We start from the raw sequence: 26,676 nt of genomic DNA on the forward strand, positions 1-26,676 counted from the left end.
TCCTTCAGTAGGTCAGGCCGTAATGGATGGGATAGAGCGGGTCGGCGCTGTCGTGCGGCGCGTCCTCGGCCTGGGCCTCGACGGCGGCCATCGAGCGCGGCAGCTCCAGCGGCAGCTTGCCTTGCGGCGGAACCACACCCGTGAGCGCATCGAGGAAGGCCTCATCGCCGGCCCCGAAGTCGGCCAGCAGCGCAGCGGCCCTGTCGCGGACATTGGTCAGGACCGCGGGCCGGTCGAGATAGACGCCGACGACCGTCGGCGTGGCGGTCGACAGGGTCTTGATCGCCTCGTAGTCGGACGCGCCGTCCTTGAACGACAGGTCGCCCTCGTGCTGGAAGCTGCCGAACAGATAGGTCGGATGCAGCGTCTCGAACGGCGTCGCCACGCGGACGATGGCCACCTGGGCCTGGTCGGGTGCGGAGACCGGGACCAGGCCTCGCGCCCGCGCCGCCTCCGTCGAAACGCCCTTCAGATAGACCCGCGTCCCGGCTTTCAGCGGCAGGACGTGGTTCTTGTTCTCCAGCAGGACCAGCGAGCGGCTCTGGACCGCCTTCGCCTCGGCGACGACGGCGGGCGCGCCGACCAGGGCGGCTGCAGCCTTGGCGGCGACATAGGGATTTTCGAACAGGCCTTGCGTGAACTTCATGGCCAGGACGCGTTGCGCGGACTCCGCGACGCGGGCCTCGGAGATCTTGCCGGCCTTGACCGCCGCGACCAGCTCGGCCGTGTCCTCGACGCCGCCGAACTGGTCGAGGCCGGCGTCGACGCCCTTGGCATAGCGGTCGGGCTTGGAGAGGTCCTCGACGCCCCAGGCCGTCGATAGGCCTTCGAAGGTCGGACGCTGGCCGGCCGGGAAGCCGTTGCGACAGGTCTCGCCGCAGTCGTTGGTGATCGCCCAGTCCGAGATGACCAGACCCTTGTAGCCCATGCGGCCGCGCAGCAGGTCGGTCAGCAGCACCTTGCTGAAGCCGGCGCCGGTCGGCTCGACCGCACGGCCCTCGACGACCTGATCCTTGAGGATGGCGTAGGTGGGCATGACCCCGGCCACGCCCGCCGCGAAGGCGTCCTGGAACGGCCGGATGTGCAGGTCGAGCTTGCCGCCCGGAAACACCGCGTAACGACCGTACGAATTGTGACCGTCGAAACCCTTGGCCGAAGCCCCGTACCCGACCCAGTGCTTGACCACAGCTGAGACGCCATTGGCGGCGAGACCTCGCGGATCGGCCTGGAAGCCCTGGACATAGGCGCCGACCAGCGCACCGACCCGCTCGGGGTCTTCGCCGAAGGTGCCGTTGATCCGCGACCAGCGCGGCTCCGTGGCTAGGTCCGCCATCGGCGACAGCGCCTGGTGGATGCCGACGGCGCGGTACTCCTGGCGCGCCACGTCACCAAACCGCCGGACCAGCGCCGGATCGCCGATCGCGGCGAAGCCCAGGCTTTCGGGCCATTGCGAGAAGCCGCTGGCCGCCACGCTGGCGCCCGCCGTGGCCTGGAAGTGGTTGCGCGGGTCCGTGCTGATGGTGACAGGCACGCCCAGACGCCCCTCCTCCGCCAGAGCCTGTACGGCGTTGCTCTGCTCGGCCATCCGCGTCGGCTCGGTCGCCAGGCGAGTGATGAAGGTGGTGACCGCGCGCTGCAGGATCAGTGGCCGGGTCTTGTCGAGGTCATAGGACCCGCCGATGCCCGCCACGCCCATCGGTCCGATGGCCGGCAGCGTACCGTGCATCATCTGGCCGGCCTTCTCGTCAAGCGTCATGCGGCCCACGAGGTCGGCGGCGCGTTGCTCGGCGGTCAGCCGCCAGTCCTCGTAGGGATCGAGCGCGCCGTTGCGGTTCAGGTCGCGGAACGCCAACTCGCCCTGCTTCAGGATCGGGATCGATCGCGATCCCAGGGCGGGCTGCGGTGCGGCCAGGCTCGCGGTCGCGACGGCGAGGCAGGAGGTGGACAGCAGGGCGGAGAGCCAGCGCATGGGACGCCTCGAACGGGTGCGAAGGGGAAAGGCGCGCCCCTCGCCGCAGGCAGCGAGGGACGCGAAGGGTCTGGCGGCCGCCGCGCTCAGCGCGCGGCGCGATAGGGGCTCTGCGCCACCAGGGAGGTTTCGGTCGCGCAGGCCTCGGCGGCCGGCGGCGGCGACTTGGTCTTCAGCTCGGCCAATTCGGCGCGGACCTGGTCGAGATCGGCGCGGAACTCCAGCGAGCCATGCAGGGTCGCGAAGGTCGAGGCGGCCACGACCGCCCCCGCCTCGACGGCGCTGGCGTTGTGAGCGCCGCAGATCATCCGGCTTTCGCCATAGGCCCGGCCGCGGGCAAGGATCGGGGTGGCCCGCTCGGGGTTCAGCTCCGCCAGGACCAGGGCCCAGGACCAGCCCCACACGGTATGGCCCGAGGGGTAGTCGTAGCTGCTGGCCACGTCCGAGACCGGCTGGCAGATCTCGCCCTCGTCGATCTGGAACGGGCGCTTGCGCTGGTATGCGTGTTTGGCGGCCTCGTTGGCGGTCATGGAGTCGACCAGAACCCGCAGCATCAGCTTGTTGAGCTTCGGCGCGGTCTCCGGCGTCAGGGTCACCCCTGCCGCGCAGCTGTACGCCTCCATCATGGCCGGCGGCTGCATGCGCACGTCGCGAGTGGCCATGACCCAGCGGGCGCTGTCCTTCTCGGCCCGGGTGGCCTTGAAAATCCGACGGTCGGCCTCGTAGCGGGCGTCGCCTTCGCTGGGCGCCGGAGCGACGATGGTCGCGGCGTCCACCGCGCCCTTGGCCAGGTAGCCCGGCGGCAGCTGGCCGAACGGGTTCTGCTGGGCGATCGCCGCGCCGGCCGCGAGGCCCGCACCGACGACCATCGCGAGGCCGAGGCGGCCGCGCGGAGACAGGAAAGTCATCAGGAAATCCTTGGACGAGCCCGGAGCGCGACGCGCTCCGGGCGCTACGCGATCAGTGGAACTTCATCCCCAGCTTCACGCCGGCCGTGCGCGGGGCGCCGAAATTGCCGAAGAAGCTGCGGGCGGTGTTGATGCTGGTGGCCAGCAGGACCGCCTTGTCGCCGATGTTGTCGACATACACCTCCGTGTACCAGCCCCGCTCGTCGTCATACCGGGCGCTGATGTCGGAGATCCAATGGCCGTCCTGGCTGGCTGTGCCATAGGGATGGATCGTGGTCCCTGCGGTGACGATCGGCCGGTCGTTAAACTCGGTGTAGTAGACCTTGCTCTGATAGCGGCTCGAAGCCCGCAGGGTGATCCCCCCTGTCGCGACCGGCGCAGAATAGGTCACGCCGAAGTTGCCGCTCCATTTGGGCGCGCGCGGCAGGCGGTTGCCCGACAGGTCCAGCACGTTGGCGTAGAGGCTATCGACCGCGGCCTTGTACACGTCGAACTTGGCGTCGAGGTACGAGAGCGTGACGTCGAACGTCAGGGCGCTGCTGACCTTGGCTTGCCCCTCGAACTCCAAACCCTTGACGGTCGAGACGCCGGCATTGGTGGTCAGGGCCCGGCTGATACCGTTCTCGTCGGGCACCACCGAAACGACCTGCAGGTCCTTGTAGTCGTATTGGAAGGCCGAGAAGTTCGCGAGGACACGGCGGTCCAGGAAGTAGTTCTTCGAACCAAGCTCGTACGAGGTCAGGGTCTCGGGACCGAAGTTGCGGTTGCTGCTGAAGCCACCCGCCTTGTAGCCCGTCGCCACGGTCGCATAGACCATGTTGGCCGAGGTGATCTCCCAGTTGCCGCCCAGGCGCCAGGTCCACTTGTCCCACTTGCCGGAGTCCGGCCGGAAGCTGTTGCTGGTCGTGCCGATGACGCGGGTCAGGCCGTCGGGATTGCCCTTTTCGTCCTCGGAATAGCGCAGGCCGCCGAAGACCGTGACGCTGTCGGTGACGTCGAAATCCAGCTGACCGAAGCCGGCCCACGACTTGGCGAAGCGGTGCGGGCGCTGGAGGATCTGGCCGGTGGTCTGGGCCAGGTTCGTATAGACGTACAGGTTATCGTTGTTGGTTTCCTTGATGTAGAAGGCGCCGAGGATGTACTTCAGCCGCCCGTCGCCGCGCGACGAGATGCGAAGTTCCTGCGAGAAGGTCTTGTTCTTGTTGATATAGTGCTGGGAGTCCGTGCCGGTCGCCGTGGCGTCGGTGTCGGTCATGGTCTCCTGATTGTCATGGCGCAGCGCCGTCAGCGAGATCAGGTCGAACGGCTCGAAGCTGTAGGTGATCTCGGACTGCAGGCCGGTGATCCGGTTGTCGCGCCGCCCTGCGATATTGGTGCTGGCGACATAGGGGTTGGCCTGGCCGGACTTGAGGTAGTTGGTTGCGCCGCTACCGATCAGCACATTGCCCGCGCCGGCCCCGCCGGCGTGGTAGTAGTCGCCCGAGACCAGGACCTTGAGGCTGTCGTTCGGCTTGAACAACAGGTGCAGGCGGGCAGCCTGCTCGTCGGCGTCGTTCAGGTCGGGCTGGCCGTTGACCGCACTCTTCTGGTAGCCGGCGACCCGATTGGTGACGAAGGCCGCCCGGGCGGCCAGGGTGTCGGTGATCGGCAGGTTCAGCATGCCCTGCGTCTTCAGGCGGTTGTAGCTGCCATAGAGGATCTCGCCCGCGCCCTCGACGTCTTGCACCGGCTTGCGGGTGATGATGTTCAGGCTGCCGGCGGTGGCGTTACGGCCCCACAGCGTGCCCTGCGGGCCACGCAGCACCTCGACCCGCTCCAGGTCATAGAAGACCGAATTGGCGCCGGACGGACGCGGCAGGTAGACGCCGTCGATATGGAAGGCCACCGACGGGTCGCGCTGGGGCACGACGCCCGAGCTGCTGACGCCGCGGATGCTGATGATCACCTCGTTGCCGGCCTGACCGACGGTCAGGTTGGGCGCCCGGCCCGTCAGGTCGCCGGCGTCGGCGACGTTCTGCTTCTCAAGCGTCTCGCCGCCCAGGGCGGTGACCGCCAGCGGCGTCTTCTGCACCGTGCCCAGTCGCTTCTGGGCGGTGACCACGACTTCCTCGAGCTGAGCGCGGTCGGCGTCCTGCGCCATTGCGTCGACGCCCCACAGGGCCAGTACGGCGGTGGCGGCGGAACCCAGCAAAATGCTGCGCATATCTCTCCCCTTCCTGCATGCCGCCCGCACGCGCCCTGAAGCGCGATGTGTCGACGGCGTTTCCTCTCACCCCTTGTGCCGGGGCTGTTTGCAACGTTTTCGATGTTTACGACAACGTTGTCGTAACTAGACATCACGTTACGACAACGTTGTCTATGGCGAAAATTTCGACATCGCTGTCAGGGTTGCGTGGAAGAGGTCAGGCGGGCGGCGGCGCGGTCGAGGACCGCTCGACGAAGTGGAAGGCCATGGATCGCGCGGCCGACCGCGCCCGCAGGCGCTCGTCGCCAAAGCCGCCGATCAGCATCTCGACCGCTGTCTCGGCCATGGCGGCGGTGGGCTGATGGACCGTGGACAGAGGCGGCCAGGAAGCCTCGGCGGCCGGGGTGTCGTCGAAGCCGACGATCGACAGATCCTGTGGCACGGCCAAGCCATGCTTGGCGGCGGCGGCCAGGACGCCCATGGCCATCTCGTCGTTCGAGACGAAGATCGCCGTCGGTCGGTCGACCTGGCCGAGCAGACGGTCGCCGGCATGGAAACCGGACAGGCTCTGGAAGTCGCCGGAGGCGATCCATTCGGGACGCCCCTCCCCGCCCCGTTCGGCCAGCGCGTCCAGATAACCCCGCCGGCGCTCGCGGGCCGAACCATGGAGCAGGTCGCCCTCGACGAAGCCGATCTTGCGGTGGCCCAAGGCCCAGAGCCGCCCCACCACGGTGCGCGCGGCTTCGTAGTCGTCCATCAGCACGCAGGGCGAGCGGTCGAGGTCCGCGTGCGGCGCCATGCGCACATAGGCCAGGCCCGCGCCCTCGATAATCGACAGCACCTCGGGGTCGTCGCAGATCGGCGGCGTCAGTACGACCCCATCGAACTTGGCCGCGCGCAGAGCCTGGGCGAAGGCTTCGCGCCCGACAGCCTCGGGCGGATCGACCTGCTCCAAGACGAGGTGGTAGCCGGCCTTGCGGCAGGCGCGCATTGCGCCTTCCTGCACCTGGCCCACGAAGTGATAGGCCCCGACGCGCATGAAGATCGCGCCGATTAGGTAGCTGCGGCGGCTGGACAGCGACCGGGCCGATGCATTCGGCCGATAGCCCAGCTGAGCGATCAGCGCCTCGACCCGCGCCCGCGTCTCTGCCCCGACGCCCTCTTCCCGATTGAGAACCCGTGAGACCGTCTTGATCGAGACGCCAGCCTGCTGGGCGATATCGATGATGGTGATGTCGCCCATGGCGTCCTGGTTCGCTGCGTAGATGCGAGGTTTGCGATGGAATCGAGTTTTGCGCCAGCCGTGCGCCTCGGACTCTCCTCACGGCTGGACCCTGCTGGCCGACGCTGGACAGGACTCGCGCTTTGCCTGCTACAAGCGCGAACCCATCACTCTGAGTAATGGACGTAAGACATGTTGCTCGCCGGACTGCCCCTCGTCGCCGCGCTCGCGGCGTCGCCCCTGCAAACGCCGGCGGCGCATCAAACCTTCGTCTTTGGGACAGCCCCGGCGCCTGTTCGCGTCCAGGCGGGAGCCCAGGCTTACTCGGCCAAGGCGGGCTTCGGGGTCGAGGGCGCGCCGCCCGTGATCGAGGCCCACAGCGCCGGCAAGACCCCGTTCTTCTTCTCCGCCGACCTGCCCGAAGGCGCCTACAAGGTCACGGTCACGTTTGGCGGCGACGCGGCCTCGGAGACCACAGTGAAGGCCGAACTACGACGCCTGATGCTGGAACGCGTGGTGGTCGGCGCCGGCAAGTCGACGACCAGGACCTTCATCGTCGACGTCCGCACCCCGGCCTATCCCGGCGGCGCCGTGAAACTGAAGCCGCGCGAGGCGGTGCAGGAGGCGCGGGCCTGGGACAGCCGCCTGTCGCTGGAGTTCGACGGGACCCCGGCGATCCGAACCTTGAAGATCGAGCCGGCGAACGTGCCGATGATCTACGTCCTGGGCGACTCGACGGTGGCCGATCAGCCCGGCGAGCCTTACGCGTCCTGGGGCCAGATGCTGCCCCGCTTCTTCAAGCCGTCGGTGGTCGTCGCCAATCACGCCGAGTCCGGCGAGTCGACCTTCTCGGCCATCGCCGCCAACCGCTTCGAGAAGATCGCCGCCAACATCCGGCCGGGCGACTATTTCCTGGTCCAGTTCGGCCACAACGACCAGAAGTCCAAGGACCCGGACGCCGAGCAGAAATTCAAGGCCAACCTGATCGCGTGGGTCGCACGCGTGAAGGCCAAGGGCGCGACGCCGGTGATCGTCACCCCCATGTTCCGCAATCGCTTCAACGGCGACCAGGTGGTCGATACGGCCGGCGCCTATCCGGAACGGGCGCGGGAGGCCGCGCGCGAGACCGGCGCCCTGCTGATCGACCTGCACGCGCGCAGCAAGGTGCTCTATGAGACCATGGGCCCCAAGGGCGTGGGCGCGCTCTTCATGCACAACGCCGACTTCTCGGTGAAGGACGGTTCGCACCACGGCCCCTATGGCGCCTACGAGCTGGCCAAGATCGTCGTGCAGGGATTGAAGGACGCAAAGGCGCCGATCGCCAAGGCCATCGTGGACGATCTGCCGCCCTACGATCCGGCAAAGCCCATGCCCGAAAGCGAATTCAAGGTCCCGCCCAGTATTACCGTGGCCGAGGAGCGCCCCCTAGGCGTCAACCAGCCGTAGGAACTTTGCCGATCAAGCGATCCCCGCTGAGGCGCCGCCGACAGGGTAGCGCTACCTAAACCATACGTTGCCGAAATCGGTTCAATATTTCACCCGCGCCATTTATCATACCTATGGACGTTTGACGTTACTTGGCGCAGAACGGCTTGACCGTCGATCGCCACTCCGGCGCTGTATGGTGTCCCGGAGCGGAGACGTAGCGACATGGACGGAGGCAAGCGCCAGCCGCCTCGGCTAAGCGACATCGCCCTGCGCCTTGGCCTGAGCAAGGCAGCCGTCTCGAAAGCCCTGCGGGACTCACCCGACATCTCGCCGTCCACCCGGGAGCGCGTGAAGCAGGAAGCGCGCGAGATGGGCTATCTGCCCAACTTCCTGGCCCGCTCGCTGACGACGGGATCCAAAGTCTTCGGGGTGGTCATCCCCAAGGTCCAGCACACCTTCTTCGCCGCCGTGCTGGCGGGCATCAACGGCGCGGTCGCCGCCCGCGACTTCGAGATGGTGCTGGGGATCTCCAGCGAAGACCCGACCGTCGAGCGTCGCCACATCGAGACCTTCCTGTCGATGCGGGCGGCCGCCCTGCTGGTCTCGGTGACGGAGCATACCCAAGCAGTAGATCCGCAGCTGTGCCGAATGGCGGCCGACAATGGCGTTCCCCTGGTCTTCTTCGACCGCGTGCCGAGCAATACGGGCGATCTGAACCGGGTGGTGATGGACGACTTCGGCGGCGCCAAGGCCGCGGTGGCCGCAAGCATCGCCAACGGCTATCGGCGCGTGGCGCATCTGGCGGGCTCCAGTGTGACCAATATCGGCCGCAGTCGCCGCGAGGGCTACGAGGCGGCGCTGCGCGAGGCCGGTGTTGCCCCGCGCCCCGAATGGGTCATCGAGGGTCGCTTCGACGAGCAGGCCGGCTTCGACGGCTTCCTGAAACTGTGGGCCCAGGACGAGAAGCCCGACGCCCTGTTCTGCGCCTCCTTCCCCGTGGCGCTGGGCGCGATCCACGCGCTGAAGGTTCACGCCCCCGAGCACCTGAGCAAGATCGTCATCATCTTCTTCGGCCTGGGCGACATCGTTCACCTGCTAGGCGTCCAGTACATCTGCGCCGTTCAGCCCGCGGTGGAGTTGGGCAAATCGGCCGCCGACATGGCCTTTTCGATCCTGGATGACGACCAAGGCGCGACCCAACAGGTCCTCGGCCTGGAGATCGTCTGCGCCGTCGAACCGCGCGCCGGGACCTAGGTCTTCCACCATCTTCAAATCCCACTCGGCGGCGAATTGACGAGCTTAAGTTAACCGGTTAAGTCAATTCATCACATCACCAGATAATAGTGGCGATCAAAGCCTCTCTGGCCCAGGTCGCGAACAGCTTACGGTTGGCATGCACGTCGCGATCGCCCCCTCTCCGGTCGAAACCGCCTCCCCCGACGGCCCCTTGCGCGCAGAAGCGCCGGGCAAGGCGGAGCGGTCCAGCCAGACCCTGACCCGCGCCCTGGACATCCTGGACGCCGTGCGCGCCGGGCCGATCAACCTGCCCGACCTCGAGCGTCAACTGGGCCTGAGCCGCAGCACGGTGCACCGGCTGGCCACCGCCTTGGTCGAACGCCGCCTGCTCAGCCATGACCATCGCAAAGGCTATCGACTGGGCCCGCGCCTGATGGACCTGGGCTTCCTCGCGCATGAGGCAACGGACCTGGCGGCCATCGCCCAGCCGACGCTCGACGCCATCAGCCAGCGCATGGACGAGGCCACCAACCTGGCCGTCAGACATGGCGACGACGTCGTCTACATCGCTCGCTCGCCCAGCCGCCGACGCGGCGTGGTGGTCCGCCACCGGGTCGGCGACCGCAATCGCATCCGTGACACCGCCCTGGGTCGCGCCCTGATGCTGGATGCGCACCAGGACCTCTGGGACGACTACTTCCGCCCCGAGGAGCTGCGGCTGGCGACCCGCGAGCGCTTCACGCGGCACATCGACGAGAACGGCGACCGCATCTACTGCGTGGCCTCGCCGATCCGTGACGCCAGCGGCGCCATCGTCGCCGCACTGAGCCTGTCCAGCATTCCGCAGTACATGACACCGGAGCGGCTGGAAGAAGCCGGCCGCTGCGTCATCGAGGGCGCAGCGGCGATCAGCCGTCGGCTGGGTTGGGGCTGGACGATCTGAGCCAGCGCTCGCGAGCGTCGCCGAACTTTCTGTGATTGGATGCTTCCCATGTCCCTGCCTCGCCGCACGCGCCGTTGGTTCGCCGCTTCGCTGGTCGCCGCGCCGATCCTAGCTGCCCAGGCGCAGGCGGCGAGCAAGCGCGGAGCGGTGATCACCGCATTCGGGGCCAAGCCTGACGGCGTGACAATCAACACCGCTTCGATCCAGGCGACCATCGATCACCTGGCGACGCGGGGCGGCGGCACGGTGACCGTGCCCGCGGGCGTGTTCGTCACCGGCGCCCTGTTCCTCAAGCCGAAGGTCAACCTGCACCTGGCCAAGAGCGCGGTGCTGAAGTGCACGACCGAGATGTCGAACTTCCCGCGCCGGCGCACGCGCATCGAAGGGCACTTCGAGGACAGCTTCACGCCGGCCCTGATCAATGTCGACGGCTGCGACGGCTTCTCCCTGACCGGCGAAGGCGTGCTGGACGGCTCGGGGCGGCCGATCTGGGAGTTGTTCTTCAAGCTGCGCGCCGCCGCGCCCGATCCGGGCAACTTCCCCAATATCGGCCTGGACCGCGCGCGCCTGGCGCTGATCCAGAACTCCAAGGGCGTGACCATCGAGGGGGTGACGTTCAAGGACTCCCAGTTCTGGAACCTGCATCTCTACAAGTGCCAGGACGTCCTGGTCCGCAACGCCCGCTTCGAGGTGCCGGACGAGGTGAAGCAGGCCCCCAGCACCGACGGCATCGACCTGGACAGCTGCCAAGGCGTGACCATCGACGGCTGCTACTTCTCGGTCACCGACGACTGCATCGCCGCCAAAGGCTCGAAGGGGCCGCTGGCGCTGGAGGACAAGGCCAGCCCGCCTGTCGAGCGCATCCGGGTACGCAACTGCCACTTCCGGCGGGGCCACCAGGCATTCGCCTGCGGCAGCGAGGCGACGGTCGTGCGCGACGTGATCATCGAGAACAGCCGGGTGACCGGACAGATGAACTTCCTGATGCTGAAGCTGCGACCCGACACGCCGCAGCTCTACGAGGACATCCACGTGCGCGGCATCACGTTCGACAACGCCGCCGGCCGGATTGTCTATGTCGCGCCCTGGTCGCAGTACAAGGACCTGAAGGGTCACGCGCCGCCGCAATCGACGGTGCGCAACGTGACGCTTTCAGGGCTGAAGGGGCGCTTCGGATCGTTCGGGTCGATCCGGCCCAATCCCGGCCAGACGACGCTAAGCGACATCAGGTTCAAGAACCTCGACCTCCAGCTAACGCAAGGCGCGCTGGAGGCCACTGGCGTCGCGGGCCTGACCTTCGACAAGGTCGTGATCAACGGCCAGCCGGCAGCGGCGCCTGGAGCCTAACCGGGGCCGAAACGCAGCGTCGGCGCGGCGATCAGGCCCGAAGGCAGCGGCGTCAGCTCGCTCATGTTCTGCGGCTGGAAGCGGTCGCCATAGGCGGCGCGCAGGGCCGTGTAGTCGGTCGGCGGGCGGCCGGCGAGTTCGTTGATCGCGGTGTTGTAGACGCGGACCTCCAGTCGGTTGCGGCCGGCCTTGAGAAACGGCTTCAGGTCCAGCCGGAACGGCGCGCACCAGATCGCGCCAGCGCGCTGGCCGTTGACGAACACTTCGGCCGCGTCGCGGACCGGGGCGTCGTACTGGGCATAGTAGCCAGGCCCCTTCCGCTCGTTCGCGACGCCGGGGGCGCCGGGTCCGAGATCGAGGACGACCGCCGGAGAAGACAGGTCTGCCGCCGTCAGGTCGAGGTCGCGACCGTAGGTCCCCGGACCCGAATAGTGCTGCAGCGCCGGATCGCTGGTCCACGAACCGAAGGCGGTCACGGAGATCTCCTTGTCGCCGACCTTGAGGCGCCAACCGGCGGCCAGGGGCAGAGCACGTTCGGCGACGGCCGCTTTGCGCGGCGCGGCCAGCAGGTCCTGGCCGAAGACGAAGACCCGGGACTCGAACGGCGCCAGGCGGACCTCCGCGCCCGGCTTTAGGCCATCGACGGCGCCCGTCACCGGATTCCAAGCCTGACCCGCACGATCACCGGCGCCGAAGCGTAGGGTCGCGGCGACCGGCGCGTTTGTGGTGTTGGCGACGAAATAGAGGTCCCCACCCGCCACGCGGCGGTGGACGTAGCCCACACCCTTGGGCGCGCCACCGAGGTCGGGCGGCGAGAGGTCGTTCAGCGCATGGATGAGGCCCACCTCGTCCGTGACGGCCGCGCCCTTGAGCTTGCCACCGAACAGCGCCTTCGACAGGGCCGACACGCGGCGGCTCCCAGCCTCGGCGTCCCTCAGCCCCGGCGCCCGCGAAGGCGGCGCACCGACCGAAACCACGATCCCGCCCGCCGCCGCGAAGGCCTGGATGCGCTCATAGACCTCCGGCGCGATGCACTCGATGTGGGGCAACACGAGGGCGTTATGGCGAAGCCCCCGGCGCAGGATCGCGTCGCCGTCGATCAGATCGAAATTGTAGCCGCCGTCCAGCAGGCCATCGAGGATGGCGGCCGGGAAGGTCTTGCGCAGTTCGTCATTGACCGAGACCTCCTTGCCGGGCCGCGCGCCGGACATGATGTCCTCGGTCGGGACGTACAGCGCCACGTCGGCGACGTTGTCGCCCTGGCGCAGCAGATGGCTCATCCGCTGGAGATATAGGTTCACGTCGGCCATCACCGGCCACCACGGATTGTGGTCGTTGAACACGGCGGCGGCGTACAGCGCCCAGCCGGGCTCGGGAACCTTGGGCGGCGAATAGGGCCAGCCGTGGACGATGAACTGGTTGACGCCCTGCAGCATCAGCACGTCGGCCTCGGCCTTGATGTCGAGCGGCGTCGCCCGGAACGCGCCCTTGTGTAGCCAGGTGAAGCTCTCGGCCGAGGTCACGGCCTGACCGTAGAGATGATTGGCCGAACTGGCCCAGCGGGTCGAGGTCGCCTGACGCCAATCCGCGCCCTCCCCTTCGGCCAGGTCGACCAGCCGGTTGGACGAAAGGGTCACGGCCGGGATGCCGTAGGTCTGGGACCGGAACAGGGTCTGGCGCGTCTTGGCCCACGCGCTGACCTGCATCAGGTAGTGCTCGTTGACCAGCTCCGAGAGGGTCAGACTCCAGTCGTAGCGGACACCGGGCGAGCGCTCGGTGTCGACGAACAGGCTCAAGAGATGCGGGGCCAGGTCGTAGCCGCGACGGACCTTGAATTCGGCGAGCAGGTCGTCGGTCCAGTTGGCGCCGTAGACCTCCAGGCTGTCGCTGAAGATCGCGTGCGGACGGTCGTCGCCGAACGCGGCCAGCAGCGGCTCGCCGACGGTGTCGAGATGCTTGCGCACGGCCCGGGCGCTCAGATGGTCCAGCACGAAGCCTTCGGAGCCGACCGTGGGGCGCTTGACCTGCTGGCGAGTGCGGGTCTGGAGGACGAGGTAAAGGGTCCTGTCGGTTGACGCCTTGGCGAACGCAGCGCGGCTCCCGGCGATCTCGACGGGCGCGGCGTCCGCCGGCGAGGCCCCGACGAAGGCGGCCACGTAACGCTGGCCCGGCTGGAGCGCCGGCAGCTCGACCGCCTCGCTCCCGGCGGGCGCGGCCAAGTCTTGCTTGACGATACGGGAAGCGGCGTCCTCGGGACCAATGTGCGGGCCGCCGAACGGCCAGCCGGAGCCCAGGGTCAGGTCGGCCCGCATCCCCTCCTCGCGCCCCATGCGGGCGGCGACGGAAACCATGTCGAGGAAGTCCTTCGACAGGTAGGGCTTGTTGCGGATGCCGAGCTTCGGATCGTCCAGCGACAACGGATAGACGGGCTGGATTTCGAAGCCGCCGAAACCACCGGCCTTCATGGCGCGGATCTCGCGAGCGATCTCGTCGGCCTCGACGGCGCCGCCGAACCACCACCAGCGGGCCATGGGTCGACTGTCAGCGGGCGGACGGGCGAAGCTTGCGGCGAGCTGGGAAAGGCCGGAGCGGCTAGCCGCCAAGGTGGGCGCCGAGGCCAGCAGGCCGAGCGCGCTGGCGCCTAGCAGGAAGCCGCGGCGCGAGGCCTTTGGTCCCGACCGTCCCTCGACGACGTCCATCCGCCTCATGCTCGCACCACGCTCCGGGTCCCCCTTGGGGACGGGCCCGGCCTAGGGGGAAAGGCCGGGCCCGGGCCGAGTCCTAGAACTCGGCGATCAGACCGACATAGTAACGGCGGCCCTGATAGTTGGTGTCATAGAGATAGGGCGTGCCGCCGCCGATGTTGCGGTATTCCTCCGGCGTGAAGCGCGAGCTGCTGTCGTTCAGCAGGTTCTTGCCTTCGGCGAAGAACTGGAACCGCTTGGTCAGCTTGTACGACGCACGCGCATCCAGCGACTTGGTGCCCGTCTTGAAGATCGGCGAGACGATCTTGTAGTAGTTCGTCGTCGTCCCGCCCGCAGCCGCCGGCACTCGGTTGATGGCCGCCGCTTCGGTGCGGTCGTAGTAGAAGTCGCGGCGCTGATAGGCCACGCGGGCGTTGAGCCGGCCGTCGTCGTACCAGAAGTTCAGATTGTAGGTGTAGTTCGACTGCTTGGCCGGCGGCAGGGCCTTGCCGGTGAACAGGTCAATGGCGGTATTGGCCTGGTTCGACTCGGTCCGCGCGTAGTTGAAGCCGGCGCCGGTGTAGCGCAGCCGCCAGGGCAGGAAGGTGAAAGCCGTCCTGCCGGCGACTTCGAACCCCTTCTGTTTCAGGCCCGAAGGACCGTCCTGATAGGTGTCGGCAGTGTAGATGTCGCCCTGGATCTCATAGTCATTCACCTTGACCTGGTCTGGGTAGCCCGACTTCACGTCGATCGTGAAGAGACCCACGCTCAGCTGGGTGTCGCGGTTCGGATACCACTCCGCCGACAGGTTCTGGGTGATGGCGCCATAGCCCTTCAGTTCGGGGTTGCCGATACGGCCCGAGCAGGTGTTGACCGCGTCGCCGCGGATAATGGCCCCCGAATCCTCGTCAACCACGTTCGGATCGTTGAACTGGTTGGGGTACTGGGCGATCAGCTTCTCGACGGCCGCGCGCGTCGCATCGTCCATCTTGCCGCAGGTCGACGCCGTGGAGCCGGTCAGTTCCGTCATCTTCGGCCGCGCCCGCAGCTTGGCGATCGAATAGCGCAGAACCAGCTGATCTTCGATCGGCCACAGGGCCAAGTTGAGGCTGGGCAGGAAGTCGTTGGACTTCCGGTTGATGTCGGTCTGCTGGCGCGAGACGAAGGTGCTGGTGATCAGATTGTTTGGATCGACGGTCCTGCCGGCATTGAGGTCCGCGAGGAGGGCCGGGTTGACGACCAGGTTGTTGACAACGATCGACGGCTGACCCGCGACCTGGAGCTGCTGGTAGCGAACGCCGAAATTGCCTGCCAGCGGCATGCGGCCCAGGCGCGTCTCGAAGTCCACCATGGCGTAGGCCGAAGTGGTCTTCTCGTTGGTCGAATACACCGGCCGCTTGTAGACCTTACCGTCCGTCGCCAGGCAGCTGTACAGGCAGTCTGGGTTGTGGCGGCTCAAATCCGCATACCCCGACAGCTCCTTGAAGAAGGTCTGGAAGTTGTAGGCCGACCAGCTGTCGAGCAGGTTGCCTCGACCAGGCATGCCGCCGAAGAACTGCCCACCCGGAATGTCCTGGATGCTGTTCTTGATCAGCGACTGATACTGGTCCTGGGTGATCGTGTAGGTGCGGTAGTGTTGGTCCTTGACCGTGGTGCTGGGACGGTCGGCCGTACCGAACACGCAGGGCGCCGAGGCCGGCGCCGCCGACGGCAGGCAGTATTGGATCAGGTCCAGGCTGCGCGCGCGATACATGGTCACGCCGGGCGCGATGTCGAAGCTGTCTTCCCGCCAGGTGTGGTTGTCGCGATCGCGGCGCTGGATACCGAACTTGATGTCCTTGACCGGACCGAACTTGTCGAACTCGCGCGTGACATCGATCTGGTAGTTCAGCTCGGAGCTCTTGTCGGCCTGGGGCGTGTATTCCAGCTGCGAGTTGGCGCTCAGGCCATTGGTCCCCAGGGTGGGGTAGTAGGCGGCGGCGCTGGTCAGATCGACCGACGACGGCACGAACATCGTCCAGAGGCCGTTCTCCGGCACCATCTTGAACGTGGCCTGTGGGATCGAAGCGACGAAGCTGAAGGCCTCGTCCTCGCGCTTGCCTTTGGCCAGGCCATACTGGGCGCGAGCCTTGACGGTCCAGAGGCCCTTGGCGAAGTCCGCGCCGCCTTGCATGTAGTGCTGCTGATCGCGACGCTCGATGTAGCGATCCTGGGTGGTCCAGTTCAGGGTCGTCGAACCGTTGCCCCGGATCAGATCGTACTGCGTCACGTAGTGGTTCGGATTGACCGTGACGTTGCGCATGCTGGTTGCCAGGACGCCGGTCGCGTTGGTCGTGCCGGTCGGGCTGGCGACGCTGAGATTGTAGGCGTCGGAGTTCTGGTAGTTGAGGTTGGGGTTGTACGAAGCGAAGACCGTGAGGTGGTCGGTGGCCCGGAAATCGACGCGGACCTGCGCAGAATAGCGCTTGTCCACCCGGATGCCGCGGCTGAAGCGCACCAGCGACGGGACCATGTCCTCGAACTGCGCGAAGCAGTTCAGGCGGGAGTCGGCCGCGGTCCCCACCGGAGCTGGCAAGGTCGCGCAGCTGGCCTTGTTGGTGACCGCCGCGGCAAGAGCATCAAAGGGAGTCGTGAAGGTCTTCGACGCCGAATTGTCGTGGTCGCCCAGCGGAATATAGCCGGCCTGCTTGTCGGAGACCCGCGCGGTGTCGGTGATCGTGCGCGCATCGTCATAGGTGAAGTTGACCAGCACGCCGAGACGGTCGTCGAAGAACTTCCGCGTAGCGAAGGCGTTGATGCGCGGCGTCGCCTTACTTTCCAGCGAGCTGTTCTGGTACTGGACGTTCAGCTTGACCATCGGCTTGCGGAAGTCGAGGCCGCCGCGCTGCTCGATCTTCACCGTGCCCCCGATGCCGCCCGGCGTCATGTCGGCGGTTTGGCCCTTGATGACGTCGACGCTCTTGATCAGGTCCGACGACATGTCGCCCAGGCTGGTCACCGAGCGGCCGTCCTGGGCGCTCGTCGACAGCATCGACATGCCGTCAACCTCGACCCGAACCAGGTCCGCGCCCTGACCGCGAATGGTGAAGCCGCCCTGTTGGCCATCGTCGGCCACGTCGAGCGCCACGCCGGCGATACGGGCCACGGCCTCGCCCACGTTCTTGTCCGGGAAGTTGCCGACGTCGTCGGCCACGATCGAGTCCTGGTTGGTGGCGGCGCGCTTCTTGCGCTGGATGGCCGACTGCTCGGCCTTGCGCGCGCCCACCACGACGATCTCGTCCACGCGGTCGGTCGCCGGGGCCGAGCCACCGGCGTTCTGCGCGTGCGCCGAAGTGGCGGCCCCGACGGCCAGCGCCACCAGTGATGCGCCAACCATGAGCCGCATGGCGATGGCGTCCGAATTCTTTGAAATCTTCATGGTTTCCCTGCCCCGGTATTCGAATTCAGTTTTGTGGGTTGGCGCGCGTTTCGCGCACCGTTTGTCGTTTTCACCCTTTGGAGATCGGCTCTCGGACCACTTCGCCCCGGTCGATCTTCTCGTTCTTGAGTGTCTTGCTCACCGCTTGCTTCTGCGATCCCTCAAGGGTTCGCAGGCGCCCAACGCGCATACGCGTCCAAAGCCTTTTGCGGACCAGCCGAATACCAGGAGTATCCATTGCGGCGGCCTTTCGAGATTTCGTTCACGTCGTCGTGGATGGTCTTGCCCCAGTCGCCGAAGATCGGCTGGCCGGTGCGGATGTCGTAGTTGCGCGACCAGATCGGACCCGCGCCGGGCTTATCGATCAGCTTGCGGCCTTCCTCGTCGCTGACCTTGGTGAAGGCCTTGTCGTAGACCGCGTGGGCCTTGAGCCAGGCCACGCCGGCATGGACCGCCGCCTTGACCTCCGGCGTCGGCTTGGGCTGACGCATGAGGAACAGCAGGATGTCGGTGCTCTCGGCGCTGGCCAGCGAGCGCATCTCGTAGTCGCGGGCCGAGCTGGGCTTCAGCGTCAGCGGGTCGACCTGCTGCGGCCAGACGGTCTTCTTGCCGTCGACCACGACCTGGGCGTCCAGGATCGGGCGGATGCCGCGCGCCGACGACGCCCCGGCCGCCTTGCGCAGGGCCGGGGTCGCGAAGTCGAAGCCTTCCTGGGCCTCGGCGACGTCCTCCAGGATCATCGCGGCCTCGGCCACGGCGTTGTCGTTGAACGTCACCGCGTCGTGGAAACCGCCCTCGATCGGGTAGATTTGCGGCCAGCCGCCGTTCGGATACTGGGCGGCCAGCAGGTAGTTCACGCCCTTGATGATACTGGCGCGATAGGCGTCGCCGTCCTTGCCCGGCGCCTGCTGCTGCACCTTGGCCAGGAAGCGCATCTCGGTGGTGGTCGCGCCATTGTCGAGCGTGCCGACGAAGGTCCAGAAGCGGTCGACCGGCGTGTCGAAGCTGTCGTCCAGCGCCATGTGCTCGGCGTCGTTGGCGAAGCGCTGGCCCTTCAGGCGCGGCGGCTTGGTGCGGTCCTGGTTCTTGCTCCAGCCGCCGGCGGGGGTCTGGAAACTGACGATCGTATCGGCGATCGCGCTCGCCTCGGGCGAGGCGTACCAGGCCGCGTCCTTGTCGAGCGGCATGTGGCCACTGCCGGCCACGGGCGGAGGCGGCGGCGTCTGGCCCGGCGCTAGCTCGGCGGCCAGGGCGGCCTTGTCCTTCTGCATCTGCGCTTGAGAGCGCTTGATGTAGTCGGCCCAGGCCTGGCGCTGCGCCGCAGGGACTTCCGAAAGACGCTCAGCAGTCAGGGATTGGGCCGGCTGGTTCTTGCCGATCACCGAGGCGTGGACGACGCCGGGGGCGACCAGAACCAGCGCGAGCACGCTCGACAGCGCCGCCTGGCGCGCAAGTCGAGTGCGCCCCACGATTACATCGCCAATTGGCTCGTTGTTCTTCACCACATCCTACCCCGTCGACTCTGTTCGCGATTTACGCTCGCAAACACTGGTCAGGGGCTTCACCGCAAAGGACGCGTCACGGGGCCTTCATAGGGCTTCCAGACGCGGCCACGCCGTCGCTGGCCTAACCATTTGAAGGCACAGAACCGATTTGTCCTACATAAGTCAACCGGTTAAGGGGGTGTTTTATGTGGTTTTGGCCTCACCAATTTTCATAGGTGAACTCCATTTCCATGGATTTTGCTCACCTGAAATGAACCACAAAGCCTTTTATTATCAGTCATTAGTGCGTGAATTTGCCCACCGACAAACACAGCCGCGAACCAAAATTGGTCATGTCGATTTTCTTTGTCGGCTGAGGCCATTTCGGCCCCCGGGAGACATGGCCTAGCCAGTGACGAAAGGGCTGAACGAGAGCCTCGTCGCAGCGCCGGAATCGCGAGGCCACCCCGTGGGCGTCCCACTATTTGGGAAGTTACAGCGTGTGATAACGCTGTCGCGCTGAGTATTCCGCTCCGCGCGGAATAATTTTCACGAAGCTTTACTTGAACATAGCCAAACGCAGCCCGTTTGACACGCCGGTCGCCTGGACTTCGTTCCAAAAGATGGCACAGTGTTTCAGATAATGAACATCGACGCCATAGGGACGTCGCCGCCCCCGGGGGAATCGCCGTGCTTTTTTCCAAGCGTAACCAGGCGCCGCTGCACGCCGGCCTGGCCGTCCTGCTCTGCGCCACGGCCCTGACGCCGCTATCACTCGCCCACGCCGCCACGCCGCGCGCGGCCGCCAAGGCCGCCGTGGTCGAGGTCCCAGACGCGAACGCCGTGCTCGCGGTGCTGGCCCGGGCCAACAAGGCCCAGATCGACGCCATGCGCGCCGAGCCGATCCCGCTGACCACCGGCGGCGCGGTGCGCGAGATTTCGTCCAACTGGGTGTCGGCCACCTACTATGTCGGCGCCGCGCGCCTGGCCCGCGTGACCGGCGACGTCGAGACCCTGAAGTTCCTGACCGAGGCGGCCGAGCACTATAATTACGGCCTGCGGGGCGCGCGCTCGGGCAAGGCGATGCTGAACGCCGACGAGTGGGCGATCGGCGACCTCTATGAGGAGCTCTACGCTCGTCGCGGCCAGGAGGGCGTGATCATGCCTCTCCGCCAGCGCCTGGACTGGGGCCTGCCGCACCTGCGCCGCCAACCCGTTCCGGAGCACCTGGTCTGGTGGTGGAGCGACGCCCTGTTCATGGCCCCGCCCGTCCTGGCGCGCATGGGCGCCCTGACCGGCGAGAAGAAGTACTACGACGCCATGGACACCCAGTGGTGGCGCACCTTCGCGCGCCTCTACGATCCGGACGAGAGCCTCTATTTCCGCGACGAGCGCTTCATCGAGCGCCGCGACGAGAAGGGCCGCAAGATCTTCTGGTCGCGCGGCAACGGCTGGGTGATGGGCGGCATGGCGCGGCTGCTGGAATCTATGCCGGCCGAGTACCTGAACCGCCCCCGCTACCTGGCCATCTTCCGCGCCATGTCGGCGCGGATCGCGGGCCTGCAGCGGGCCGACGGCCTGTGGGCGGCCAGCCTGATGCAACCGGAGAAGTTCCCGGAGGCGGAAACCTCGGGCTCGGCCTTCTTCGTCTACGCCATGGCCTGGGGGATCAATCACGGGGTTCTGGACCGCGCGACCTATCTGCCCGTGGTCGTGAAGGGCTGGAACGCCCTGGAGCGCCACGTGCTGCCGAACGGCATGATCGGCGCGGTGCAGAAGACCGGCGACCAGCCCGTCACCACCCTGCCCACCGACATCGGCCCCTACGGCACGGGCGCCTTCCTGCTCGCGGGGCTGGAGGTGATGAACCTCGGCAAGCCGCAGACGGCCCTGCCACTGGCTGAGCCGAGGTCGGACGCCGCCGCGCTGGTCACCGCCAGCACCCCAACGCCCGCCCTGCCCCGCACCGTGCGCGGCCCTGAGGAGGTCGCTCGCCACGCCACCGAGATGAGGGCCACCGCCGCCCTCGCCTACGATCCGCTGGTCGAGGGTCCAGGCTTGGCGCCCGCCCAGGTTCCGCCCGCCGCGCCCGGCCAGCCGACGCCGCCGAAGATGATCTACCGGCTAGCCCCGCCACCCGCCGGCCAGGACAAGCCGCGCGCCACCGTCCGCTACGCCCCCGAGCGCTATGACGACATCCTGTGGGAGAACGACCGCACGGCCCACCGCATCTACGGTCCGGCGCTGGAGCAGTACGAGCCGCCCTCGACCTCGGGCATCGACGCCTGGGGCAAGAGCGTCCGCTACCCGTTCATGACCCGCCAGCTGCGCACCGGCGACCAGCACGCCTATCACGGCGAGGGCATCGACTATTACAACGTCAAGACCTACCGCGGCGCGGGCGGCCTGGGCGTGTGGGACGGCGGCAAGCTGTGGGTGTCGCGCAACTGGAAGGACTACAAGATCCTGAAGGACGGCCCGGACGTGGCCTCGTTCAAAGTCAGCTACGCGCCCTGGAAAGTGGGCGAGATGCGGGAGGTCTGGGAGAGCCGGATCTTCACCCTGCCGATGGGCACCAACTTCACGCGGCTAGTCTCGACCTTCGGCTCCAACGGTAAGGGCCCGATCACCGTGGCCATCGGCATCACCAAGAAGCCGACCGCCGCGACGGCTGGTGATCTGCGCGCCGACAAAGCCAAGGGCGTGTTCTCATTCTGGGATGTCACCGATCCCGACAAGGGGACCATGGGCGTGGCCCTGCTGGTCGACCCGCGCCAAGTCGTCGACGTGGTCGAGACCGACGCCGACTGGCTGGTGCTGGTCAAGGTCACGCCCGGCAAGCCGTTCGTCTACTACACGGGCGCGGCCTGGGATAAGGGCCTGGACTTCCATAGCCGCGCCGACTGGGAGAGCTACGTCTTCGCGCAGAAACCGGACTTCAATCCGGGGACGTAGTCGAGCGAACGGCCCCGCTTAGCGGGGCCCTTCCAGCGTCGCGGCCATCAGGCCGATCACCACCTCGTTCGCCGAAGTCCGCACCGTCAGCGAGCGCAGTGTTTTGCCAGGGTCCAGCGGTAGCGACAGCACCGTGGCCGCACCGCCATGGACCTCGCGCCCCTGCCCCTTGAAGCTCTGGGCGTCCAGCACCCGCACCTGGCCGGTCGCAAGGTCCACCCGTGTGGGCGGGGGCGTGTCGACACGGAACTGGTAGTCGTCGACGAAGTAGTCGGCCTCGATCGGCCACCAGGTGTCGGGGTTGCGCAGCGCCAAGCGCGTCGTGCTCCCGTCCTGGTAGGTCACCACCACCTCGCCGTTATCAAAGCGGCTCTGCATCGGGTTGGTCGAGCCGGCCATCAGCAGATGGATGCGGGTGGCCTTGCCGGTCAGCGGGGTCACCGCCTTGGCGGGATAGTTCTCCCACAGCGACGTGAAGGCGATGTTCGGCGCGTCGGGATCGCCGGACGTGGCGAAGACCACGCCGTCGGGCGTCGCGATCCGTCCGCCTTGCCCTGCTGCGAGCTTGCGCAGGCCGCTGTCGTCGATCTTGGCCATCTGGTTGACGTTGCCGGCCCAGCCGCCCAGGCCTTGGGAAGGCAGGCCGAGCGACGCGCCCGCCGGGCGCGGCGTGCGGTACTTGCCCTTGGCGAAGATGGTCGTGACCTTGTCGTTGAAGGTCAGGGCTACGGGCTCCATCGGGCCGCGTGTGGCGGCCGGCGCAGTGGCGACTTTCGACGGCGGCGCGGTCGCACGACCAGCCACCGGAGCCAGCCAAGTCAGGCCGTTGCGCGAGACCTTGGCGAAGCTCTTCGCGGGTCCAACCGATTTAGCCGCTGACACTGCCTTGCCGCTCCATCGCACCATGATCCCGACGGTCTTGTCGCCCGGCGCAGTGATCTCGATGGCCGGACCGCCGACCGCGTCAGGGGCGGATCGCCAGGCGGCCTTTACGCCGTTGATCTCGACATTCGCCACCGCGTCGCGCGGGGCCGGCAGGCGCAAGACCACCGTCTTGAAACGCCGGTCGCCGGGCGTCAGCGTCCAGCGGTCCGTATCGCCCGAACGCCGGAAGTCGTAACCGAAGGCGGGGTGCCTGATCGCCGCGTGCTCCCAGCCGGCCGGGAACCCCGGACGAATGGTCATGACGCCCGCGAGCGCGTCCGGCCGCAGCCCGAACAGTCCCTCGACCATGGTCCGCGCCGTTACGCCGGCGCTGTCGGCGAAGTCGCGCTGCGACTCCCGCCGATAGACGTCCGGCCAGGCCAGGGTGCCCATGTTGCCCGGCGAGATGCCCATGAACATGCTGGCCAGGAAGCCGCTCTTGGTCAGGACGAAGGCCTCGTCGTTGCGGCCCGCTCGCCAGAGGGCCAGGGCGGTGTGCAGGTTTTCCTGGGTGACAACGTTGTTGATCGACCAGGCGTAGGGCAGCCAGTCCGTCGTGGCGTAGAGGCCGTAGCCCGCGTCGCTCGGCACGCCCGGTCCCTGGATCGGCACGCGCGGCAGCCGCTTCAGGGCGTCCGACATCCGCCAGGCGTCGGTGGGCGAAACGACCTCGGAATCGATGGCGTGGTAGTAGGTCCACAGACCGAAGGCTGGGTGCAGCCGCTGCTCGCCCAGCAGGTCGCGATACTCCCCAAACGCCCCTTCGCCGGGCATCCAGAGGAAGGTCCGCATGGCCTCGCCGATCGCGTCGGCTTCCCGGTCGTAAGGCTTGGGATCCTCGCCGATCAGCCGCGCGACCTTGGCCGCCATAACGTTGTGATAGGCCTGGTAGGCCGAGGAATGGGTCGTTCCACCGCCGTTGTACGAGAGGTCGTCGCTGGCCCAGATCGCGGCATAGGCCTCGTACAGCGGCAGCTTCTTCGGGCCGTATTCGCGGCGGAACAGCCGGCGCTCCCAGGCCAGGTGCCGGACGATGGTCGGCCACAGCTCGCGAGCCAGCTTCAGGTCGCCAGTCCACGCCAGGTGCCGGAACAGCGCGTCGATATAGACGGTGTTCATGTCGTAGTGGGAGTTCGACAGGTCGCCATTCGAGTGCAGCGCCTTTTCGGCCCGCGCCAGGTTGGCGTCCTCGTCGCCGGACGGGATCGTCGCCGGGATGGGCGAGAGGTTCTGCTGCTTGGCCCAGGCGCGGAAGTGCTGGTCGGCGCGATCGGGACGGCCCAGGGCGTCCAGCCAGTACGGCCCGCGCCAGCCCAGCAGCCGGGTGCGCCAGGCGACAGCGCCGTGCATGACCGCCTGCTGCGGCCCGTCCCAGGTCGCCTCGGCCCCGACGTTCAGGGCCTCCATGGCGGCGTTGATATAGGGGTCGGGCGTCTCAACCCGCACCTGGTCGCGCAAGGCCTGGAAGTGGGCGCGGGTCTCGTCGAACCGCGCGGCCAGCTCACCGCTCGTGAAGGCGGCCGGGCGGCGCGTGGGGACCGGCGGGGCCTCGGGCTTGCCAGCGCGGACGGCCTTGTAGTCGGGCAGGTCGTCGGCCGCGCTGGGGTCGACGCGTTGCAGAGCCACGATCAGCGGCGTGTTCGAGGCCAGGGCCGCGCGGCCGATCGCGACGCTGCCCTGCTCCTCGCCCGTGCTTGCCAGCAGGCGGTTCAGGTCGCTCCACGCGGCGGTGTCCCCGCGCGAGAACTTCGCCGGTCCGCTGGCCGCGCCGACAACCACCGCCTGGGGCGCGCTCACCTGGAAGCTGTCTCCGCCGAGCGTCACGCGGTTGGTTTCGGCGAAGGCCGGCTTGAACTGGAACCACTCCGAGATCGGGGCCTTCTCGGTGCCGATGTCGCCGTCACGAGCGCCGCGTTGGCCGGTGATGCCGCCATAGGCCCAGACCAGCTCGACGCCGGCCGGCAGGTCGACGCCCTCGACCCGCAGGGACAGCCCCTCGGTCATGGCGTAGGCCAGGGCCTCGACCTTTAGCACGCCCTGCCCCAGCAACGGATCGCGGATCTCGTAGATCAGCTCACCCGGCCGATAGCGGGTGACGATCGCCTTCGCCTCGTGCAGCCACCGCGCGCCGTTCGGGCCGGCGATCCCCAGCCGCAGATTGCCGCCCCGCCCCGGCAGGTAGAGGACGAATTCCGGTTTGTCCCCGCCGTCGACGCGAAAGGCCGTGTCGCCGCCATAGAGCGGCCGGTTGAAGGTCTCGCCCCCGTTCTCGATGACGAAGTCGCCGCCGTCGGGTCGATAGCGGATCGGCCGGTCCATCTGGCCAATGAGGTTGGGCTTAGGCCCGCCCGTCGCCGAGGGTACGGTCTGGGCCCAGGTCAGGCTAGGCGCTGACAGCCCGGCCAGCAGCGCCAGGGCCAGACCCGCGTGTCGGCGCGATCGCGTCATTGTCGTCTCCCGATCAGCCGCCGGCCTTGGCCACCTCGACCGCATAGACGTGGTTGGCGCCATGCATGTTCGAGGTGAAGACGATCCATTTCTGGTCGGGCGTGAAGGTCAGGTTCGGCTCCAGGCGATAGTCGTGGGCCGACATGTCGACCAGCCGCTCGCTGGCCATCTTGTCCACGGTGATCAGGTCGTCGGTATAGTAAGGCAGGGCCGCGTCGCGGATGGTCTCGGGCCTGAAGGCGTAGATCCATTTGCCGTCCGGCGCGTGGGCGACCATGTCGGCGTCGCCGCCGTCGCCGGCGAACAGCACCCCGTCGCGCGCCACGTTGTAGTGCACCGACCACTCGTTCTGCTCGACCCGGCGATAGAGCTTGCGGCCGGTCGCCAGTTCGTGGCCGGCGATCCAGAACACCTGGCCGCGCGGGGTCTGCAGGTCGTACCAGATCCACTTTCCGTCGGCCGAGAAGAACTCGTGGCCGGCGATCTCGAAGTTCATGGTCCGGGTGTGGATCTTGGTCAGCGCCGAGCCGTCGGTGCGAACGGTCCAGATGCGGTCCACCCGGTGCCAGGGCCCCTCGTGGCAGAACATCACCAGGGTGGGGTCGGTCGGCGAGAACTGGGCGTGGCCCAGCCACTTGTCCGAGGCGTAGACCACCTTGTGCTCGCCGGTCTTTAGGTCGAGCGTAAAGATCTCCATTGGCGTCGGCGTCTCGAAACGCTCGGTCATCCGCACGCCCTTGGCCTTGGCGAAGGAGAGCGGCTTGCCGTCCGGGCCGTTGGCCGCGTACTCGGCCTGGCCGAAGCGCTTCTTGTCGTCGGGCGTGTTGGGCTGCAGCGGCTTGCCGCCATAGGTGACGACGCCCAGCAGCAGGGTCTCGTCGGCGTTGATAGAACTGATCCCGCCCTGGGCCAGCTGGCCAACGACCTTGGCCTTACCGCTATCGATGTCGAGCGCGTAGATCGTCTTGGGCCGATCGGTCGGCAGGGCTTCGCCCGGCGCGGTGACCGAGTAGTAGAGGCGACGGGACGTCTGCGGGAAGAACAGCAGGTCCGCGCCCTTGGTCCCCGGCAGCACGGTCAGCTTGAAGGTCTTCAGGTCGACAAGCGCGATGCCCGACGGCGTGCTGATCGCCAGCCTGTCGCCTTGGGGCGTGTAGCCGTTCTGGTGGAAGTAGAGGTTTTTGCTGCCGGCCTCTTCCGAGAGCCGCACGATGCGGCGGCCGGTCTTGGGATCGCGCCAGTCCTTCGGCGCAGCCGGCGTCGGCGCTGCCTGCTGCCGGGCAAAGGCGGGACTGGCCAGGGCGGCGGCGGCCAGGCCGAGAACGGTTCTACGCTGGATCACTGGGCTCTCCGCAAAAGGAAGGTCTGGTGCGGGGAAGGACCGCACCAGACCCAGGGGGAGTGTAAGGTATGGGAGGTTCAGCTGGCGCGGCGCGCGCCCATCGGGGCGCTAGTCCTCGGCTTGCGTCGCGGCGTGCGCGAGGCCATGGCGTCTCTCTCCCAACGAACCGGCTACGGCGGCTTA

At 67.4% G+C, this 26,676-nt stretch carries 14 protein-coding genes; 5 read left to right on the forward strand and 9 right to left on the reverse strand.

Annotated features, from left to right (window positions below; translation table 11 throughout):
* Positions 1-4: 4 nt before the first annotated feature.
* The 4 genes from AC07NN_RS18235 to AC07NN_RS18250 form a co-directional block, all read right to left on the reverse strand.
* Positions 5-1,969, reverse strand: a complete 1,965-nt coding sequence (locus AC07NN_RS18235) for a glycoside hydrolase family 3 protein (protein ID WP_494644132.1) — start codon at positions 1,967-1,969, stop codon at positions 5-7.
* A gap of 86 nt (positions 1,970-2,055) precedes the next feature.
* The gene (locus tag AC07NN_RS18240) at positions 2,056-2,877 is read right to left on the reverse strand and encodes an acid phosphatase (RefSeq protein ID WP_494644135.1); all 822 of its coding nucleotides are present in this window, start codon (positions 2,875-2,877) and stop codon (positions 2,056-2,058) included.
* A 52-nt stretch (positions 2,878-2,929) separates the two neighbouring features.
* Positions 2,930-5,080: a TonB-dependent receptor gene (locus tag AC07NN_RS18245; protein ID WP_494644137.1), complete on the reverse strand. Its 2,151-nt coding sequence runs from the start codon at positions 5,078-5,080 to the stop codon at positions 2,930-2,932.
* 199 nt (positions 5,081-5,279) lie between these two features.
* Positions 5,280-6,305 carry a LacI family DNA-binding transcriptional regulator gene (locus AC07NN_RS18250; protein ID WP_494644139.1) on the reverse strand — a complete coding sequence of 342 codons (1,026 nt, stop codon included), beginning with the start codon at positions 6,303-6,305 and terminating at the stop codon, positions 5,280-5,282.
* Positions 6,306-6,476: 171 nt separating this feature from the next.
* Here AC07NN_RS18250 and AC07NN_RS18255 point away from each other — a divergent pair, with 171 nt between their 5' ends.
* From AC07NN_RS18255 to AC07NN_RS18270, 4 genes are all read left to right on the forward strand, one after another.
* Positions 6,477-7,730, forward strand: a complete 1,254-nt coding sequence (locus AC07NN_RS18255) for a rhamnogalacturonan acetylesterase (RefSeq protein WP_494644142.1) — start codon at positions 6,477-6,479, stop codon at positions 7,728-7,730.
* A gap of 204 nt (positions 7,731-7,934) precedes the next feature.
* The gene (locus AC07NN_RS18260) at positions 7,935-8,966 is read left to right on the forward strand and encodes a LacI family DNA-binding transcriptional regulator (RefSeq protein ID WP_494644144.1); all 1,032 of its coding nucleotides are present in this window, start codon (positions 7,935-7,937) and stop codon (positions 8,964-8,966) included.
* A 139-nt stretch (positions 8,967-9,105) separates the two neighbouring features.
* Positions 9,106-9,891, forward strand: a complete 786-nt coding sequence (locus AC07NN_RS18265) for an IclR family transcriptional regulator (protein ID WP_494644146.1) — start codon at positions 9,106-9,108, stop codon at positions 9,889-9,891.
* A gap of 48 nt (positions 9,892-9,939) precedes the next feature.
* Positions 9,940-11,238: a glycoside hydrolase family 28 protein gene (locus AC07NN_RS18270; protein ID WP_494644148.1), complete on the forward strand. Its 1,299-nt coding sequence runs from the start codon at positions 9,940-9,942 to the stop codon at positions 11,236-11,238.
* On the opposite strand, the gene AC07NN_RS18275 is transcribed toward AC07NN_RS18270, so the two are convergent.
* From AC07NN_RS18275 to pelA, 3 genes are all read right to left on the reverse strand, one after another.
* A complete protein-coding gene (locus tag AC07NN_RS18275) occupies positions 11,235-13,946 on the reverse strand; it encodes a glycosyl hydrolase (RefSeq protein WP_494644151.1) in 2,712 nt (903 codons plus the stop codon). The two genes, AC07NN_RS18270 and AC07NN_RS18275, sit on opposite strands and share 4 nt — an antisense overlap.
* A gap of 73 nt (positions 13,947-14,019) precedes the next feature.
* Positions 14,020-17,340: a TonB-dependent receptor gene (locus AC07NN_RS18280; RefSeq protein WP_494644153.1), complete on the reverse strand. Its 3,321-nt coding sequence runs from the start codon at positions 17,338-17,340 to the stop codon at positions 14,020-14,022.
* A 161-nt stretch (positions 17,341-17,501) separates the two neighbouring features.
* Positions 17,502-18,767, reverse strand: a complete 1,266-nt coding sequence (gene pelA, locus AC07NN_RS18285; protein WP_494644155.1) for a pectate lyase — start codon at positions 18,765-18,767, stop codon at positions 17,502-17,504.
* Positions 18,768-19,514: 747 nt separating this feature from the next.
* On the opposite strand from pelA, the gene AC07NN_RS18290 reads away from it, so the two are divergent.
* On the forward strand, positions 19,515-21,779 hold the full coding sequence (locus AC07NN_RS18290) for a glycoside hydrolase family 88 protein (protein WP_494644157.1): 2,265 nt from the start codon (positions 19,515-19,517) through the stop codon (positions 21,777-21,779).
* An 18-nt stretch (positions 21,780-21,797) separates the two neighbouring features.
* On the opposite strand, the gene AC07NN_RS18295 is transcribed toward AC07NN_RS18290, so the two are convergent.
* Complete coding sequence (locus AC07NN_RS18295; RefSeq protein WP_494644159.1) at positions 21,798-25,151, reverse strand: DUF4450 domain-containing protein; 3,354 nt, start codon at positions 25,149-25,151, stop codon at positions 21,798-21,800.
* Between the two features lie 13 nt (positions 25,152-25,164).
* Positions 25,165-26,493 (reverse strand): oligogalacturonate lyase family protein, encoded by a 1,329-nt coding sequence (locus AC07NN_RS18300; protein ID WP_494644161.1) that lies wholly within the window; start codon positions 26,491-26,493, stop codon positions 25,165-25,167.
* Positions 26,494-26,676 lie beyond the last annotated feature (183 nt).

Source organism: Caulobacter sp. GW821-FHT09H08 (assembly GCF_059415885.1).